Source organism: Ruegeria sp. YTSC106 (assembly GCF_059609765.1).
The window spans coordinates 1-17,358 of the sequence record NZ_JBXWMI010000033.1 but is presented as its reverse complement, the minus strand read 5'-3'; the positions used below and the strand labels follow the sequence as shown (position 1 = coordinate 17,358).

Annotated in this window: 16 protein-coding genes; 6 read left to right on the top strand and 10 right to left on the bottom strand. The window is 54.6% G+C overall.

The features are described from left to right. A partial coding sequence (locus AC2FEB_RS22850) for a phosphatase PAP2 family protein (protein ID WP_496884404.1) occupies positions 1-1,257 on the top strand: 1,257 nt, incomplete at its 5' end. Between the two features lie 4 nt (positions 1,258-1,261). Here AC2FEB_RS22850 and AC2FEB_RS22845 read toward each other — a convergent pair. The 9 genes from AC2FEB_RS22845 to AC2FEB_RS22805 form a co-directional block, all read right to left on the bottom strand. Further along, positions 1,262-4,153 (bottom strand): hypothetical protein, encoded by a 2,892-nt coding sequence (locus AC2FEB_RS22845; RefSeq protein WP_496677099.1) that lies wholly within the window; start codon positions 4,151-4,153, stop codon positions 1,262-1,264. Positions 4,154-5,207: 1,054 nt separating this feature from the next. After that, the gene (locus tag AC2FEB_RS22840) at positions 5,208-5,555 is read right to left on the bottom strand and encodes a helix-turn-helix domain-containing protein (RefSeq protein WP_496677101.1); all 348 of its coding nucleotides are present in this window, start codon (positions 5,553-5,555) and stop codon (positions 5,208-5,210) included. A gap of 102 nt (positions 5,556-5,657) precedes the next feature. After that, a complete protein-coding gene (gene otnC / locus AC2FEB_RS22835) occupies positions 5,658-6,299 on the bottom strand; it encodes a 3-oxo-tetronate 4-phosphate decarboxylase (RefSeq protein ID WP_496677103.1) in 642 nt (213 codons plus the stop codon). Then, positions 6,296-7,573: a 3-oxo-tetronate kinase gene (otnK, locus tag AC2FEB_RS22830; RefSeq protein WP_496677106.1), complete on the bottom strand. Its 1,278-nt coding sequence runs from the start codon at positions 7,571-7,573 to the stop codon at positions 6,296-6,298. Before otnK ends, otnC begins: the two co-directional genes overlap by 4 nt. After that, complete coding sequence (locus AC2FEB_RS22825; RefSeq protein WP_496677108.1) at positions 7,570-8,367, bottom strand: N-acyl homoserine lactonase family protein; 798 nt, start codon at positions 8,365-8,367, stop codon at positions 7,570-7,572. The genes otnK and AC2FEB_RS22825 overlap by 4 nt, the downstream gene beginning before the upstream one ends. Further along, positions 8,364-8,651, bottom strand: coding sequence for a putative quinol monooxygenase (locus tag AC2FEB_RS22820; RefSeq protein WP_496677111.1), 288 nt, complete (start codon positions 8,649-8,651; stop codon positions 8,364-8,366). Before AC2FEB_RS22820 ends, AC2FEB_RS22825 begins: the two co-directional genes overlap by 4 nt. Beyond that, the gene (locus AC2FEB_RS22815; protein WP_496677114.1) at positions 8,651-10,162 is read right to left on the bottom strand and encodes a tripartite tricarboxylate transporter permease; all 1,512 of its coding nucleotides are present in this window, start codon (positions 10,160-10,162) and stop codon (positions 8,651-8,653) included. The genes AC2FEB_RS22820 and AC2FEB_RS22815 overlap by 1 nt, the downstream gene beginning before the upstream one ends. Before the next feature lie 4 nt (positions 10,163-10,166). Further along, the gene (locus AC2FEB_RS22810) at positions 10,167-10,916 is read right to left on the bottom strand and encodes a hypothetical protein (RefSeq protein ID WP_496677116.1); all 750 of its coding nucleotides are present in this window, start codon (positions 10,914-10,916) and stop codon (positions 10,167-10,169) included. 57 nt (positions 10,917-10,973) lie between these two features. Continuing rightward, positions 10,974-11,981 carry a Bug family tripartite tricarboxylate transporter substrate binding protein gene (locus tag AC2FEB_RS22805; RefSeq protein WP_496677119.1) on the bottom strand — a complete coding sequence of 336 codons (1,008 nt, stop codon included), beginning with the start codon at positions 11,979-11,981 and terminating at the stop codon, positions 10,974-10,976. A 135-nt stretch (positions 11,982-12,116) separates the two neighbouring features. Here AC2FEB_RS22805 and AC2FEB_RS22800 point away from each other — a divergent pair, with 135 nt between their 5' ends. From AC2FEB_RS22800 to AC2FEB_RS22780, 5 genes are all read left to right on the top strand, one after another. Continuing rightward, on the top strand, positions 12,117-13,205 hold the full coding sequence (locus tag AC2FEB_RS22800) for an isocitrate/isopropylmalate dehydrogenase family protein (protein WP_496884403.1): 1,089 nt from the start codon (positions 12,117-12,119) through the stop codon (positions 13,203-13,205). After that, complete coding sequence (locus AC2FEB_RS22795) at positions 13,202-14,233, top strand: Gfo/Idh/MocA family protein (protein ID WP_496677124.1); 1,032 nt, start codon at positions 13,202-13,204, stop codon at positions 14,231-14,233. Before AC2FEB_RS22800 ends, AC2FEB_RS22795 begins: the two co-directional genes overlap by 4 nt. Continuing rightward, positions 14,230-14,907, top strand: coding sequence for a GntR family transcriptional regulator (locus AC2FEB_RS22790; RefSeq protein ID WP_254683736.1), 678 nt, complete (start codon positions 14,230-14,232; stop codon positions 14,905-14,907). Before AC2FEB_RS22795 ends, AC2FEB_RS22790 begins: the two co-directional genes overlap by 4 nt. 215 nt (positions 14,908-15,122) lie before the next feature. Continuing rightward, the gene (locus AC2FEB_RS22785; protein WP_496884402.1) at positions 15,123-16,223 is read left to right on the top strand and encodes an Acg family FMN-binding oxidoreductase; all 1,101 of its coding nucleotides are present in this window, start codon (positions 15,123-15,125) and stop codon (positions 16,221-16,223) included. Continuing rightward, positions 16,213-16,662 (top strand): MarR family winged helix-turn-helix transcriptional regulator, encoded by a 450-nt coding sequence (locus tag AC2FEB_RS22780; RefSeq protein ID WP_496677130.1) that lies wholly within the window; start codon positions 16,213-16,215, stop codon positions 16,660-16,662. The genes AC2FEB_RS22785 and AC2FEB_RS22780 overlap by 11 nt, the downstream gene beginning before the upstream one ends. A 164-nt stretch (positions 16,663-16,826) precedes the next feature. Here AC2FEB_RS22780 and AC2FEB_RS22775 read toward each other — a convergent pair. Then, positions 16,827-17,358: CIA30 family protein (locus tag AC2FEB_RS22775; RefSeq protein WP_496884401.1), on the bottom strand; the 532-nt coding region annotated here is incomplete at its 5' end.

The window sequence follows — 17,358 nt, the reverse complement described above, 5'->3', positions numbered from 1 at the left end:
ATGGGCATGGGCCGAGGCATGGGTATGGGCATGGGCCGAGGCATGGGTATGGGCATGGGCCGAGGCATGGGTATGGGAACCGGCATGGGCATGGGTATGGGAACCGGCATGGGTATGGGAAGCGATTCCGATGTGGGTGAAATCCCGGTCGGCGCAGATGGGGGCATCGGTTTTATCCGCAGCTACTACGCAACCCCTATCGAACTTGCGTTATTGCCATGGGCGCTCAACTTTACCCCCGACAATGCGGGCAATCCCTCGTTTCCGCTGGACTACATCATCAGTCCTTATCAGCCAGGTAAACCCCTGCTGGAATGGACAACACAAGACTGGGACCCCGCTCTGCGGTTCTGGACGTTGCCGTTCAACAAGCACCTGACGGAATGGTTGCGGGCGGCAGATCGATCCGAACCAGGCACGCTTGCCGCACTCGAGTTCGCAGGGGAGGCTGACAAGTGGAACCCTCTTGTCGGGTTCGATCCGGAACCGGGTTTTGGTGGAGCTGGTTGGTTGGAACCGGATGATTTGACATGGCGACCAGCGGGGAGTTCACAGGCGCAAAAAGACGCAGCCTTTTCGATCATAAAAGGCGAATTGGAAACGTTAAAGCACTACATGGAGGATGACCGGCAAAGCTACCTTGTGGAGTCAGATATTCAGGCGGATGGGTTACCCGACTATCTGGTTCATTTCCTTGGTATCAATTCTTTTGATCATCCCTATACGTTGCAACTGATCGATATAGGCCTCGCAATGGGGAATGTGGCCTACATGTCCTACAAAGCGCATTACAAACGGGTGCGTCCATCGATCCTGCGTCCCGGCCTGACTGTTCCTTTCGGTCCGCCCGCGCATCCGGCGTTTCCCAGTGGCCATTCCTTTCTTGCGCACTTCATATCATTGCTTCTTTGCGAAATTCCCGGCATCGCAGCGCGGTATGGTGTCCAGCCTGACGACACAAACAAGGGAGATGGTCACGTATTGCGCAAACCAGTGAGGGACGATCTGACAGGACGGAAGCAGATCAATTCACCGATCTTCACGATCGCGCAACGCATCGCTGTCAACCGCGAGCGGATCGGGGTGCATTATCCCTCTGACAGCTACGCCAGCCGCCACTTGGCAGCAGCAATCTGGGAACTCCTCATGAAACCGGTCGGAGATCCTGTCCGGATTGATTGCCCGACACTGGATACGATTATTTCACATGCAACGAGCGAATGGCCAGATTCGTGGTTTACGCCTGTGGCCCCCTAAAGCCTCAGGAAAGCTGTAACAGCATCAGACCGAGGTTGTTGTCAGCCGCCACCAGATCGGTTAGCGCGCGTGGCTTCGTTGGTGGCGTTGCTTGATCTGGGATTTCAGAAGCCAGTAATGCTTGCGGATCCGAGTTGGCCAAATCGTCATTACAACTGCTCTCAAGCAGGATGACGAATCTCGCATCGGCAACGCCTGCTTCCATCGCTTCGGTGACTTCATCCGGAATCTGAATCTCTTCAGTTGTTCCTGTCTCCAGGTTCGGAATGGGAGGAAGTGGGACACTGATCGTCCAGGTGATGTTGTTCGCGAGATCCCAATGTGGCGCTGTCATGTCGCCGGTCACGATGCCAAGCCACATTCTCAAGCGCACTTCACCGGAAGGCTCGCGACCTCGGTTTCCCAGAACAAAGCCGCTTTGGGGGTCGACCATCCATGCACGGTCTCCGGTCCAGTCGAGAGACACGGGTGCATAGGTGCCCGGCCCGTAATGCAAGGTGCCACCGAGCAGGTTGTCTTGCTCTGGTCTGCCGTCCTGCAGATAGATATCAACGGGTGCAGGCCGACCTGAACCGTTTGCGGTTTGCTCGACATCTTCAACGAACATACCTTGCGCTTCAAATGCCCACCGCACGACTTTATGCGAGACCCCGCCCGACCAAGAATCTCCGAGTGCCGACGCGAATGTGGTATCGAGTGTGCCCGGCGCCGGTTCTGGAACGTCCAGGGCGGCGCTCATCAACAGGCTCACGTCTTCCATCGCAAGTTCGAGCATCTCTGCTTTCGATGGAGATTGCGCAAAGGATGCTGTCGCACGCACCAGAAGGCAAAGCGTCATGAAGGAAGCCCGATACCGGGTGTAGCGGTCCGGTTCTTCTCCGTGAACAGTGTCGCCACCAAGCGCGCGGTAAAGCCGGAAAATACTGGAGGAAAGGATCTGTTCGGTCAGATACCCTTTGAGAGTCTCACAGCCGGTCGGCGGGGCGGCAATCACAGATCTATTCAGGGTTCCGTACCACGCCCAACCCAGCAGCGGGGACCGGTCATGCCTTCGGGCCGTGAAAACAAAGGGGTATGTGATGCCCCGAAACCGTGAGCCGAGGCCGTCTGTCGGATCACTCAGCCGCGAAAAGGGGTCATACCAAACCGCCGCCAGCGCATCTCCCGCGCTGTGCGCGAAATCGAACTCGAGCTTGCCGAGACGCGCTGCAATCAGATAGTGCCCCATTTCATGCAGCATCCAACGCCCACTGGATGCAATTCCAAGAGGCTCAGGCGGCAGAAAACGTTCGTCCGGATGTGTCGACCCTGTGGCGTCAGGGTTCTCTGGCCGCGACCAGCGGTTGAGATTGGCCAAGGCCAGCCGGATTTGTACTTTTGGCTGAATACCTTGCGTGGCCTCCGCACAATCGAATGCAACCTGCGCATTGATCGTTCGACCGTCCCTTCCCGGGCCCGGGAAAATTCCGAATCGATAGAAAATCTCGACCTTCTTTTGTGCCCGCACTGCGTAAAGCGCCGGCGGCAACCCGACTGCTTCCATAAAGTGAAAGAAATCGAGACTGTGGCAATAGGCCATGATTGCCGAAAAGTCGTTGCGGCGCGGCGCGGGGTCCTCTCCGCCCGGGAGAGGAACGGTTTTTACGCCGGGGCCGGCCATTTTATCTGCAATCACGTAGTCCGGGCAGCGGCGGACTTCAAAGCCGTCATCGGTCAGTGCCTTGCCCGCTGCAGGCCCGATGTTGCGGGCGACACGGTACGCCTCAAGGGCCATGTCTTCTCGCGTGGGGAGTCGCAGCGTGTAATTGTATCGCTGAGCACCCGCCTGAATCCAACCCGGCGGTGTTTTCACGAAAACCTCCGCTTCCCCCGGGGCCGCAGCATGCGTCACGAGCGGGTGCACCTCAGTAGACAGCCGGATGTCTTCAGTTCTGAAAGGCACAGAAATCTCAAAATCGGAAACGATTTGATAGCTTTGAGGCATTGGGTAGCCTGGCCGCACATTGTACAGTGGCGGGCTCTGAGAGGCTGACATGGCTTTCGAAGACAAGCCAAATCGAAATACCTCGGTCTCGCCTGTCCCGTCTGTAGATTTGGGCAAGAGAAGTTGTTCCGCGTTCATTGTATTTTGGTCAACAAACGCATCTTGGGCACTGCGCGCCGTGAGCTCACCTAAGATCGACTGAAACGAGCCGACGTCATCACGAGACAAAAGTGCTTTAATGAAAGCTTTTTCGTCAGCAATGCCATTCATCAAAAGTTCGCTCGCGCTGGTATAGCCTTCCGCAGGGCGTTCAACGGTGACAGAGCGGACAATGACGCGGATATCGCCATCGGGCTGGCGTTTCACCGACATCGGAACGCGCACTCCGAAAGAGTAAGACGCCACCTTGTCTGCCTCCGAATAGGTTTCGGCGGCCGTCATGATCACGAGGGCTGGTAGTCCGCCACCCGCTTGTCGCGACAGGTTCCACGATGCAAGCGTCGGCGGATCGGCATCGGCTGTTGAGCCAATGTCAGGCCAGACGTCGAGCCAGCGAATAAGACCAGGCTCGGGAGCGGGGGGCGCCGGACCAAGCGCTTCATGCCAGCTGTCCGGCATCAAGGGAGCGACCTCGAAATCTTCATCCTCCGCAGGGTAACGTGGTTTCCACTTCACGTCCTCAGGATCCAGCAGAGCGCGAATTGCTTCGACATATCGAGCTGCGACCGTTTTTAGCGCAGCTTCCAAGTCTTCGTCATCGCTGACAACCGCGATGTAAGGCACGTTGTTGTGCGCAATCAGTCGCGATGGACGTCCTGACCCCGGATACTCTTCTTCTTCGCGCAGCCAGTTTGGGGGCCATAAATCCGTTTGATACGCCTCGGGCGGCCAGTCGAAAGTTGTAACTGTCAATGTGGGTATCCTGTCGACATTAGAAAAAGTAGCGGCGTTTGAAATGTTAAAACAGTAACACAATGTGAGCGTTCTGAACACTGTAACAGGAAAACGTGGCTTCAACGGCTTTTGACTTGCACGGCCCTAAGATTGTCGGGATGCTTTCGCGCCAGATCCGCCGGATCACATTGATACGCTCGCCATACGATAGTATCATCAACGGTCGAAAGAAGTGTAAAGTTGAAACGGAGCTAGCTTGCAGCCGTAGGAACAAAAAGAGCAGGTCAGAATTTGCAAGTCATCGACATGATTTGCCGTTGCAGTGAACGTCGGCAAAGTGAGATGCAGCCGCAGTACTTCCGGCGCGTATCGAATGTCCGGCTTGAGTCGGAAACAACAGCCGAGACACCCGCCATAAATTTCCGCAAAGTCCGCATAGCAGTCGTTCAGATGTACTGCAGCGAACGTCTGCACCGAGCCCAAAGCCCCGGATGCTGCAGCGTTCTTGAAAGTCGGTTTCGGAGAGTTTGGTTTGCCTCTTATCGGCGGCGCCGTAGAAGCCAAAAACTGAAGCTGAAAAATTCAAATACAAATGCGCCGGCAACTATGCCAATGAACAAGGGGAGCCCAAAGAATGCGCATATCGCCCCGCCCAGCGCGGCACCTACGGCTGCGCAGCCTATGACGAAGGCTGCCATTAGTATGAAGTCTTTCAAGTGCCACTTCAGGCCTTCGCGGAACTCTGACTTCCAGTTTCGTTTCGTGCGATATTCCATCACCTGACGTTGATCAAAAAAGAATGTCCATAGTGCGGCAACTCTATTCTCGAACCTTGACGTATTCAAAGCGGTCATTGGAGGATGTGCAGCGAGTTGGCGCTTCGTCCGCTACTCGGACCCTGGTCCTGTTCAAACCAACGTCCAGTTCTCCGCAATAAGTAGTCAGAGGGGCTTCAAAGCTGACGTTGCCGCGGTGCCGAGCCCCATGGCTAAATGTATATGTGTCCTGTTTCTTGTGACGCCGTTCGGATCAATTTCCAGTTTGGCGTCACAATAGTTAGGACGTCTCCAATTCAAACAGGATCAATCACTGCCTCACTGGCACAGCCATTGTGACGGTGTGTCCTGTTTTTTGTGCGGGGCTTTTGTTTTTCCCGCCAAGACATAAACCGCTTTGTTACCTGTTTCCCGTCGCGTGTCGGCACTTCGCCCAGCGCCCAGACCGACGCTTTGCCGATACCGGACGGGCCAAGGTGGGGTGCTTGGGTCATGCTTATGAACCCGCGTTCCACCAGTTCCCGAAACCAAGGGCCAACCGTGTTGCGGTGGACGTTTAGCGCCGTTGCTGCGTCGCGGTGGCTTAGGATGATACACCTGATGTAGGCGCGCTCATAGCGCTGCATTCCTGCTATTGATTTCATTCATTAAATTCAGGTGAACTTGCCCATAACTTTGCGTGGTATTTGCGCATAAATTTGCACGATTTGCCAAAAAGTTTGCACACTGTCCCTATCGGTGTCCAACTACATCCTTCCGAAAGTCTGTTTGAGTTCTGCGACTTGTTCTGCATCCAACATCCGGATTGGCATACCCCGCAATGCCACGAGCAGCTTGGCTGTTTCTTCCAACTCTTCCGCTGCACAGACCGCTGAAAAGAGATCCTTTCCTGATACGACGGGACCGTGATTAGCCAGCAGAACAGCACTATACTTGCCGCCCAGTTCGCGGATCAAATCACCGGATTTTGGATCACCCGGCTTAACGTATGGAACCAGTTTAACCGTGCCTACGCGCATGACCACGTATGGTGTAAGCGGCGGAATACAGTCATTGGGATCGGTGTCTTCCAGACACGACAGTGCGGTCGCCCAGGTCGAATGCAGATGCACCACTGCACCAGCTTCCGGCCGCGTCTCATAGAAGGCTTGGTGCAGAAAGACCTCCTTGGTCGGCTTGTCTCCGGAGACGTGGTTGCCATCCAAATCAATCTTGGCAATTCGCTCGGGGTCAACATTGCCCAAAGTCGAATTCGTTGGCGTCATGAGAATCCCGTCCGGTAAACGCGCAGAGACATTGCCCGCAGTGCCAACGGAAAAGCCACGCGTAAACAGCGAGGCGCACAGCTCCGACATCTGCTGCCGCAGCGCCATTTCTTCAGAACTCATCTGCCTGCCTCCATCATTCTGAGCGCTTTAGCGAAGAAATCCTGAGCGCCAAAGTTCCCGGACTTTAGAGCCATTGCAATGGGTTCTGTTTTCCCAACGCTCAGGACTGGCACGCCCGGGTCAATCTCTGGCCCGATTGACATAGCCGGTGACCCCAGTGCCTCAGAGACGGCCTTGGCAACAGCTCCCGACGTCTCCCCTCCGGCCACGACAAGGCGCTTATAACCCGTTTGGACAAGTTCCCGTGCAGTTTCTGCAAAGAGATTATCCAGCCTGTTTGCTACAGCTTCCTGACCAAATTGATTTTGGATCGCTCGCACATCATCCGGGCTTCCCGATGAATACGCGAGCGGCGCCTGACCCGGATGCGCTTCAAAGAAATCCAGAAGCGTTTGCGCGGTAACATCCCCCGACATGACGCCTGGAACATCAATTGCGAAAGTCGGATGGGACTTCGCGTGAATTTCAATCTGCCCGCGGGTCGCACCTGAACAAGAACCCGCAAGGATCGCGGCAGGCCCTGCAGCACCGGTGAACAAACTGCCAGTACTTTTTGATGAAGCCTCTCTTAAGAAGTTTCTGGGTAGCCCCAGCGCTATCCCGGATCCCCCTGTAATGAGCTTGGCATCCTTTAGAGCTTCGCCCCAAGCCAACAAATCCTCGTCCGAAATCGCATCACCGATCACAAAGCGTTCGTCGACGTTCCGCAAAGCAGCAGCAATTGCCTCTGAACCTTGCTTCACAGTGTCAATTGGCACCAACCCAACCGCTTCTTCAGTCTGATACTGCAACCATCGCCGGATGTTGGCATCCGTCATCGGTGTAAGAGGGTGATTTTCCATCCCGGACTCGTGCAACAGCTTACCGAGCACAAAGAGATGACCGTAATAGATAGTACGCCCCGTTGTCGGAAAGGCCGGGCAGAAAACCACCTTTTGCGCACCCAGTTCTTGGGCCAGTGCTTCCGCAACGGGGCCGATATTCCCTTCTGCCGTGGAATCGAAGGTCGAGCAATATTTGAAGATGAACTGGCGGCATCCTTGGTCCGCGAGCCACCGCAGAGCCCGCAGGCTGTCCGCTACAGCTTCCTCGATAGGTGCTGTGCGGCTTTTGAGCGAGATTACACCCGCTTCGATCTCCTTCTCAACCGGAGTCGTCGGAATACCTGGAAATTGAGCCGTTCGTAACCCACCTTCCGGCTCTACGCCCTTCGCTAAGGTGTTCGCGATATCACTCGCACCGGTAAAGTCATCGGCTATGACACCGATTTTCATAGTTCGATGTCCCTGTTTGGCCCAGGATCCAACCTATGGATATGCGGCGCCGCACCGACGGGAAAAACCTCACGCACAAGTGGATCATGGCCGGGCACGATAAGTCGAGGATGCGAGGACAACCTCTCGAGTGTCTCGAAACCATCCATCATGTCCTGCAGGTCGACGACGATGGGAAAGGCTTTGCGCTCCATGAAATTCTCGTAGTAATGCGAGGCATCCGAGGCCAGAACCATCCACCCGGCTGCTGTTCTTACACGAACACATTGCAACCCACGCGAATGCCCGCCGATACAGTGCACGGTCACCCCATCTGCTATCTCGGCTTCTCCATCGTAGAACACGACCTTGCCTGAATAGAGACGCTTTACGACCTCGCAAATATGGCCGGCCGTGAAAGGCGCACGCAGGTGGTCATGGCACATGCAGGGACCTGTGGCGAAGGCCATTTCCGCCGATTGAATATGCAACTTGGCGTTCGGGAACATATGCAGCCCCCCTGCGTGGTCATAGTGAAGATGGGTCACGATGATGTTTGTCACCGCTTCCGGCGTGATGTCCAAGGGGCGCAGAGCCTCACGTGGGTCCATCGCAACTGGACGACCACGGGCGGCTGCCTCTTCGGAATCGTAACCAGTATCGACCAGAATGACTTCGTTGCCGCGCTTCAATACCCAAACGAAATAGTCCATCGCGTGAGGTGCGTCGTGATTGTCATCCAAGATGAAGCTGTCGCGTCGAGTGCGGGCATTGCGATCCGCATACTTGACGGCGTGAATCTCCCAATTGTTCATCGGATGACCTCGGTATACTGGTGAATAGCTTTGGCTTTTATCACATCAGCAACCGCCGCATCGAAAGTCTTGAAATGCGCGCTTTCGAGGTGAGCGCCAAACGCGGCAGCGTCATCGTATACCTCATAGAGGAACACCGTCTCGGGATCGTCGCCGAGGCAAACGTCAAACTGCTGGCATCCGAATTCTTCACGTAAAGAGGTTGAAGCGTTTTCGACCATCAGCGGCAAAAAGGTGTCTATCGTACCGGGCATGAGAGTGAAGGTGACAGTAACCACAAACATCAGACGGAAAGTCCTTTCAGACGCGAGAAAGCGCGCTTTGCGACAGGCAATTGGCTGAGGATCAAACCAATGTTGAGCACCATCAGAATGGCCGCACCGGGCCGCGAAAAGAAGACCGAAAGATCCCCATCCGACAAGAACAGCGACCGGCGGAAGGTTTCATCAAACAAGCTGCCTAAAATAACTCCAATAACCAACGGCGCGATTGGGTACTTCATCAGGTTCATAAAATAGGCGACGGCGCCGACACCAAGCATCAGGTAGAGATCATTGATGCCACCACCGACGCTGAAAGACCCGATTGTTGTCAGAACCATCACGACTGGCAAGAAGATGGTCTGCGGTATGGCGAGTATCTTGATAAAAACCCGAGCAGTGAACAGGCCCATCAAGAACATTGTCAGGGATGCCAGCACCAGGATTGCAACCACACGCAGAATGATCTCGGGGTCTATCGTGGGGCCCGGGATCACGTTGTTGATCTTGAAGGCCCCCATCAAAGCCGCGGCGGGTGGTGAACCGGGAATACCCAACACCAAAAGCGGGATTAGTGCGCCACCAATACAGGCGTTGTTTGCGGTCTCTGAGCACAGCAGACCTTCCAAAGAGCCTTTTCCAAACTTGTCGCCCTCGGCAGATACGGTCTTGCCGACACCGTAACTGACCCAACCGGCGACATCTTCGCCCACGCCGGGAAGCGCTCCTACCCCGGTCCCGATCACTCCTGAACGGCCAATGGTCGGCAAGTAACGTCGAATAGAGCGAAGGTTTGGAAGAATACGGCCTTTAAGGGCCAGAACTTTCCCAGCCTCAACGTGCCTTAAACCGTCGATGATTTGGGGAATGGCAAAGGCCCCCATTAAAACTGGCACGACCTGAAATCCGCTCATCAGGTAAGACCAGCCGAAGGTATAGCGCGGCTCGGACAACAGAGGGTCGAGACCCACCATGGACATCGCGAGCCCGATCAAACCGGCGATCCATCCCTTAATCACCAAATCTTCGCTCATCAAAGTGCCAGAAAGCAGAATGCCGAAGAGGGCCAGCAGTGCTTTCTCCGGGCTTGCGATGTTTTTTGAAACCAAAAGCAGTGCCCAGACAAATATCAAAAGCGTGATGGTCCCGATAACTGTGCCAATGAAACTGGCCGTTGTGGTCAGCCCTAGGGCTTCGCCGCCTCGACCTGCTTTGGCCAGAGGGTAGCCATCCATGGCCGTCGCGGCGCTGGCTGCTGTGCCAGGTATGTTCAGCAGAATAGATGGGTAGGAGCCGCCGTAAATCGCGCCGACATAGGCCCCGAGCAAAGCGATGAGCGAATAGTCCAGCGGGATTTTGTTGCCGAAGAAACCCGTCAGGATCGTCACTGCCAGGGTTGCTGTTAGGCCCGGCAATGCGCCGAATGTGATGCCCAGGAATACGGATGCGATCAAATACAGATAGGTCAGCGGGTCCACTGCCAGACCCACGAATGCAGTCCCAAATCCAGCCAGTTGCGAAAGGATAAAGTCCATCCGGTCAGTCTTTCCATAGCGGACGAAGCGTCACGTAGTAGTGGTATTCGATTTGCTTGAAGATCAGCCCACCGCGCGCAGGTACGTTTTGGCGGAAGACGAATGCCATCGCACAAACGAGGATGAGAGGGGCAAGTATTGCCACCAATGGAACGAACCGCAAAACGCGTTCGGAAGCCGCTTTGGTCAACACCACTAGTGTTAACGCGACCCACAAGGCCAGTGTGAACCAATCATCACCGTGTGCATTCCAATCCGCCTGAGCAGGAAACACGGCGAACGCAAACAAACCGGCGACGACAACTGCGACACAGGCCACCAAAGCACGCAGCGCATGACCTCCGTAGTAGCCGTAAGTCAAAGCTGTAATCAGCAACCCAGAACACAGAATGAAGTCCACTCTGGGAACCAGTCCGACGACATATGCAAAAAGGATCAGGCCGATTGTTGATGCTCGATAGGCTTCCGACTTATCCCATCCGATCCCCAAAGCACTGAGCGCGTTTTGGGCTCCACCTGAACGGATCGAAATAGCCAGCAAGACGAAGGACAAGCCAAGCAATCCACCGAAGATGAACAGCGGTACAATTGCAGCCGAGTTGTACCAATCAGATCCACTTACACCTGCGCGGTTTTCACCCCAAAGCGGGATGTCCGACGTCTTCCAAAGGAAAAAGGTGGAAATTGCTATCAGACCAATCGATGCCCAGAAATCGCGCGACCGCATGACCAGTGTTTCGTCAGGTTTGTCCATTGCCTGCCTCCTGAGGGAAAGGGCGCAATCAGGCGCGCCCTTTCAAAAGTGATCGGATTAGGGCTTCTCGATACCCAGCGAGGCCGGATCGACGGTGGCAGCGCCAAGGTCCTGCAAGGTATAGGCAAAAGTAGCCTCGAGGTTCGCAAACAGTTCTTGAGCCGCTTCACCGTGCTGACCACCGACGTCGTAATTGTTTGCCGCAGCCCATTCAGCGACAGTTTCAGACGCAATCGCCTGCTCAAAGGCATCGCCAAGCGCGGCCTTTACGTCGTCACCAGCTGAGCTGTGAACTGCAAAACCGATGGCCTGTTTGAGTGGAAGATACTGATCGAGACCGTCATAGATGCCAAAGGCAGATGGCACCGTAGCTCCTGCGATTTGCGCGTCCTCGGGCGTCAGCATCGCGAGCGGTTTCAACTGACCGCCCTCGATCAAAGGCGCCTGCTCAGCCAGAGAGGTTACGACCAATGCGACCTCGCCCGCTATCGCTGCTTCCTGCCCTGGCGCCGAGCCTTTGTATGGAACAAACTTGAATTCCGCCCCGGACCCTTTTTCGATGGCGAGAAGGTTCAAGTGGTGGATAGACCCTGCGCCGGAAGCCGCTGCCGGAATAGTGCCAGGAGCTGCTTTCGCAGCGTCGACCAGTTCTTCCAGCGTATTGTAAGGGCTGTCCGCCGGGACCGAGATCAGATCAGGTGATCCACCAACAATGAACGGATACCAAAAATCAAATTTCTTATCCCAACCACCCTGCACAGCGGCGGTAACGTTAGACTCTGACAAACCAACCAATGTATAGCCATCGTCTGGTTGGTTCATGACGTAGACCATGCCATTGGAACCTGCGACGCCACCAGTTTGATTGATCACATTGATCGAGACCGGAAGGTGTTTTTCCATCTCGGCCATGATCATTCGGTTGATCGTGTCCGTGCCGCCACCGGCCCCCCAGACCACAGCTGTGGTGATGTCACGATAGGGGTAATCCTGCGCAGCAGCTGCCCCTGCAATCCCGGTCGCCATCACGGCTGCGGCGGCCAACCGCCCTAGCTTTAGTTTCATTTTCAAGTCCTCCCAAACAACTTTGCGTTTATTATTGCATTTTATTGCGTATACATTAAAGAATGCATTGTCAACGGACTGTAGTGAAAGCTGCTATCGCGCTATGAATGCGAAACGGGAAGGAAGCGGGCCAAAATGAAAATGATTTACGATGTTGCGGTGTTCCACGGGGACGGGATCGGCCCGGAAATTATGGCCCCTACGCTTGAAATTCTGCACCAACTCTCGCTAAGCAATCCAACCTACGATCTGGCGTTTACAGACGCACCAGCTGGCGCAGGCCACTACGCCAAAACTGGAGAATCATTTCCGGCTGGATCACTTGAAACTGCACGCAATGCGGACGCAATTCTGCTGTCTGCAATGGGCTTGCCAGATGTTCGATATCCTGACGGAACCGAGATTTCACCGCAAATTGATCTGCGAAAGCAACTGGGACTTTTTGCTGGTGTGCGTCCTGTAAAAGTAAGCAGCGGACAAATGACACCTTTGGCGCTGCCTCCCGGAAAAGAGATCGACTTTGTCTTGATACGCGAAAGCACAGAAGGACTGTTCTTCACCCAAGGCGCTGGCGAAGTTTCCGAACACGAAGCACGTGAAACTCTGCTGATCACTCGTGAGGTATCCGAAAAACTGTTCCGTTTCGCGTTTGAACTCGCCAAGAACCGCAAGGCATCCGGTCGCGGCCAAGGACGGGTTACATGTGTCGACAAAGCCAATGTTTTCAGGGCCTTTGCATTCTTCAGATCTATCTTTGACGTGGAGGCTGCACGCCATCCCGATTTGAAAGCTGACCATGCCTATGTTGATGCCACCGCTCTATGGATGGTCCAAAAGCCTTGGGAATTCGATGTTTTGGTGACTGAGAACATGTTCGGAGATATCCTCTCCGACCTTGGTGCGGGTCTCATGGGCGGTCTTGGACTGGCGCCATCAGCGGATATCGGGTTGAACCACGCTGTTTTCCAACCCTGCCATGGTTCCGCTCCGGACATTGCGGGACGGGGTATTGCTAACCCTTTTGCGATGATCCTGTCCGCAGCAATGATGCTTGAATGGTTAGGTTTGACCCATGATCACCTAGGCCTGTCCAACGACGGCGAACGATTGCGTGAAGCCGTGGAAAAGGTGACTGCGAACGGACAGAACCTGACGCGTGACCTAGGTGGCACCGCCGGAACGCAGGACGCAGCCTCATCGGTATTGGAAGAATTGCGGGCATGAATACTCAACAAGCCATCAGGGTCGCGTGTGTGGGTGCGGGGTATTTCAGTAGGTTCCACTACGAAAGCTGGTCCCGAATGCCTGGAGCGGTTCCGATTGCATCCTGCAACCGTGATATCAACAAGGCGAAAGAAACAGGACTGGCGGCTTACGATGATCTGTCAAAAATGCTGGAGGCGGAAAAGCCAGATCTCGTGGACATCATCCTTCCACCTGTGGCGCAGGCCGACACCATCCGGACGGCACTGCGCTCTGGGATAAAGTGGTTGATCTGCCAAAAACCTTTCTGCATGTCTTTGGATGAAGCTGAGATCATTGTTTCAGAGGCTGAAGCGGCTGGGGCAACTATTGTTATACACGAAAACTTTCGCTTCCAGCCTTGGTATCGAGCAATCAAAGAGGCGATGGCCGAGGGTCGAATTGGAACTCCTCTACAAGCGACTTTCCGACTTCGACCCGGTGACGGACAGGGTCTACACGCCTACCTTGACCGGCAGCCGTACTTTCAGGACATGCCTCGTTTCCTTGTTCATGAAACAGCGGTTCACTGGGTTGACACGTTCCGGTTTCTGTTCGATGCGCCCAGTGCTGTTTACGCGGACTTGCGCCAAGTTAACTCCGTAATCGCGGGCGAGGACGCAGGCTACATCTTGTTTGACCACCCCAAAGGTTTGAAAGCTCTGTTCGATGGGAACAGGTGCCTTGACCACAGCGCCGAAAACCTGCGTCAGACCATGGGCGAAGCTCTCATCGAAGGAACGGAAGGATCACTGGTTCTTAGCGGCGACGGTTCAGTTGACCTCCGCGCTTTTGGAAAACAGGAGCGACAGCAGATTTTACCTCCGAGCGATCATGATGGGTTTGGAGGAGACTGCGTACACGCCTTGCAAAGTCACGTCGTTTCAGGCCTTGTAAAGGGCACGCCGCTGGAAAACACGGCTCGAGACTATTTGGACGTGATCCGCATCGAAGAGAACATCTATCTCTCGGCTGCGGAGGGACGAAAGATCAACCTGGAGACTCCGTGAAGGATCAGGACGCAAAAACTCTTTCCAATACGCAACGCGCTGTAAGAGATTTGCGGCGGATGATCCTGTCCGGCGAACTTGCAGCCGGAACTGACCATCTGGAATCGGAACTCGCCGAGACCCTTGGCATGTCCCGCACCCCGATACGGGAAGCTGCGCTTATGTTGGAAAGCAAGGGGTTGCTGGAAATGCGGCCCCGCAAAGGCGTGCGGATACTGCCTGTTTCATCAGACGATATGCGTGAAATTTACGACATACTGACTGAACTCGAGAGTCTCGCAGCACAGCGCGCTGCCGAAGCGGGCTATTCAGAAGATGAACTGGCGGTACTTGCTGGATCAATTGCAAAGATGGACCAAGCCATCGAAGCCGAAGACCTTGAAGCCTGGGCCAAGGCCGACGAGTTGTTTCACCAGGAGCTCGTTCGGTTGGGCGGCAACAAACGGGCCGAAGCGATTGTTGCCATGATGAGCGACCAGGTACGTCGCGCGCGCGCAACGACGTTGTTCATCAGGCCCCTGCCCGTCAAATCCAATGAAGATCACCGGGTTGTTTTCCAAGCGATTAGTGAAGGTCGTCCGGATGCTGCCCGTGAACGTCATCGAGAACACAGGCTGCAAGCGCAGGCTATGCTTTGCGGGATACTTGAAAAGCATCGGCTCAACAGCCTCTGATCTTCTCGTTTCCAATCCTTAATCGGCTAAAATAACTGCTTATTTTCGGCACTAAAAGCGCTCCGAATAATTGTCTGCCAAGGCAGTCCGCAGTTGAGCCCGGCTGTTCTGATTTTCTTTTTATAAATCACTCAGCCAATCACTGCATCGATTGGGGTTGATGTAGTACGAATTCGTATTAAATTAGTCCGATATCGCACTACTGGAGAGTCAACATGCCAAACCGAAGACGTTTTCTCAAGATTCTAGGCGGAGGCACAATACTGGCGGCAACGGGCGCGGTTGCGTTCCTCGCTACACGCACGCCGCATGACGCGCTGGCTCCGTGGACGCCAAAACCGTATGACGACCCACGTAAAGCCGCTTTATCCTACGCAATTCTCGCCCCCAATCCGCACAACTTGCAACCTTGGCTGGTTGAGTTGGCTGGACAAGACAAGGTGCGCATCCACCGTGATCCTGATCGCGAGCTTCCGGAAACCGATCCTTACCACCGCCAGCTCTTTATTGGCCTCGGTGCATTTGTTGAGACTATGGTCCTGGCGGCAGGTGCACAGGGGTTTGATACCGAGGTCAAGTTACTGCCTGATGGGGATGACGGACCCGTCGCAGAAGCAGTGTTTGTGCCGGGCGGGGCATCCGATCCACTATCAGATCAAATCCTCAAACGGCATTCGAACAAAGAACCATACACTGAACAGCGCCTCTCTGCCGATCAAGTGGCTACGCTTGGCGACTATGCAACTTTGATTACCGACGAAGATTTGGTGACCCGTATTCAAGATCTTACGAAACGCGCTTTTGAAATCGAAATGCGAACGCCGCAGACCCTGAAAGAATCCGTCGACCTGATGCGGATCGGGAAAGCAGAAATCAACGCCAACCCGGACGGGATTGAATTGCGCGATCCCATGCTGGAAACGCTGCGACTTACCGGCCTATTGGACAATGAGACCCTGATGAACGTTGACCACCCAGGCACTCTGTCACACATGCGAGACTACTTCGCGATGCTAGACGCGACGCCGCAATACGCAGTCCTTACGACAGCCACAAATACGCGAAGCGATCAACTCGATGCCGGACGTCAATTGATGCGTTTTTACTTGAAGACAACCGAAATGGGCCTGGGCGTTCATCCGGTCAGTCAGGCCCTTCAGGAATATCCTGAGATGGCTAACGAATACGCGCTGGCTCATGAGCTTCTTGCGTCACCGGGCCACACAGTGCAAATGTTGCTGCGTTTGGGGCATGGACCCGAGCCAATCGCCACACCGCGCTGGCCGCTGGAGACACGAATTCTGAATGAAGCCTGAAGATGAGACCAACGAAGTCTACCGGTTCTTCACCGAGGTCGGGATCATCAATCAGTTGATCTCGACCAAGCTTGAAGCGTTCTTACCTGGTCGAATGACGGCGACTCAATTTGGAATTTTGGGCCATCTGGTACGGCGGCCCGAAGGTGAAACCCCACTGCAACTCTCAAACGCGTTTCAGGTGCCCAAGACGTCGATGACGCACATGCTCTCCAGTCTTGAAAATCATGCTCTGATTACCCTTGAAGCCAACCCCAATGACAAGCGTTCAAAAATTGTCCGGTCCACGCCGCAAGGCGCAGAGTTTTTGGAAGCTTGTATGGAGCGGATTTCGGAAGCCCTGGTTCCAATTTTGTTCCAACTCGGGCTCGATCCGTTTTACAATTCGTTGCCGAATCTGACGCTCATACGCGAAGCTTTGGACAGCGAACGGGACTAGGCAAAAACCGGTGTTAGCTAGAATACGAAGCCAAATTCTCAAACATCATGCAATCTCCGCCCGGGGGAAGCGGCGGTGATCCTTCAGGCAAAGTGGGCGTGTAGTTAAATGTCACAATCTTCGCGCCGCCGTCGAACGCCACGAACAGTTGGTTAGATCCCGGCCTACGCTACGACCCCAACTGTGGTGATTTCGTCAGCGACGGGAATAGCGCGCAACATGGCACCTGAAGCCTTGAAGCCTGACAGGGGTAAACTGATTTTGGTCCATTCTTCAGAAGTTGGAAACTCGGCCTGATAGTATTGCCATGGAAGCACTGTGCCACGTGTTCTGAGGTGAACGAAGTATTGCTCGCCGTTCCCTCGGACCAACAGTCTGACGCCTGATACACCCTCATCTGGCCGATCAGGCAACTTGCGTCGGAATTGGATGAAACCGCCGTTGTTTTCTGTACTGACGGTTCCGGTCAACCGCGCGAATGCAACATTACCTTCCGAACTAAACTGCACCTGCCCTGAAGAAACTCCGCCCATGACAGTGTCGGCAACGTAGTCCCAACGCGTCTCCGGAGACTTGGAGAAGTCTTCTGCAAGTTTTTCATCAGCCTGTGCCATTGTAGATCCGATGATATAAAGACTTGAAACAAGCCCAACAAATTTGGCACGCATATTGTTCCTTCTCAGTTCAGTATTGCAA

Coding starts and splice junctions, on each gene's coding strand:
- AC2FEB_RS22795 (WP_496677124.1), top strand. CDS start 13,202: ATGAATACTCAACAAGCCATCAGGGTCGCGTGTGTGGGTGCGGGGTAT.
- AC2FEB_RS22800 (WP_496884403.1), top strand. CDS start 12,117: ATGAAAATGATTTACGATGTTGCGGTGTTCCACGGGGACGGGATCGGC.
- AC2FEB_RS22820 (WP_496677111.1), bottom strand. CDS start 8,651: ATGTTTGTGGTTACTGTCACCTTCACTCTCATGCCCGGTACGATAGAC.
- AC2FEB_RS22840 (WP_496677101.1), bottom strand. CDS start 5,555: ATGAAATCAATAGCAGGAATGCAGCGCTATGAGCGCGCCTACATCAGG.
- AC2FEB_RS22815 (WP_496677114.1), bottom strand. CDS start 10,162: ATGGACTTTATCCTTTCGCAACTGGCTGGATTTGGGACTGCATTCGTG.
- AC2FEB_RS22780 (WP_496677130.1), top strand. CDS start 16,213: ATGAAGCCTGAAGATGAGACCAACGAAGTCTACCGGTTCTTCACCGAG.
- AC2FEB_RS22785 (WP_496884402.1), top strand. CDS start 15,123: ATGCCAAACCGAAGACGTTTTCTCAAGATTCTAGGCGGAGGCACAATA.
- otnK (WP_496677106.1), bottom strand. CDS start 7,573: ATGAAAATCGGTGTCATAGCCGATGACTTTACCGGTGCGAGTGATATC.
- AC2FEB_RS22810 (WP_496677116.1), bottom strand. CDS start 10,916: ATGGACAAACCTGACGAAACACTGGTCATGCGGTCGCGCGATTTCTGG.
- AC2FEB_RS22805 (WP_496677119.1), bottom strand. CDS start 11,981: ATGAAACTAAAGCTAGGGCGGTTGGCCGCCGCAGCCGTGATGGCGACC.
- otnC (WP_496677103.1), bottom strand. CDS start 6,299: ATGAGTTCTGAAGAAATGGCGCTGCGGCAGCAGATGTCGGAGCTGTGC.
- AC2FEB_RS22825 (WP_496677108.1), bottom strand. CDS start 8,367: ATGAACAATTGGGAGATTCACGCCGTCAAGTATGCGGATCGCAATGCC.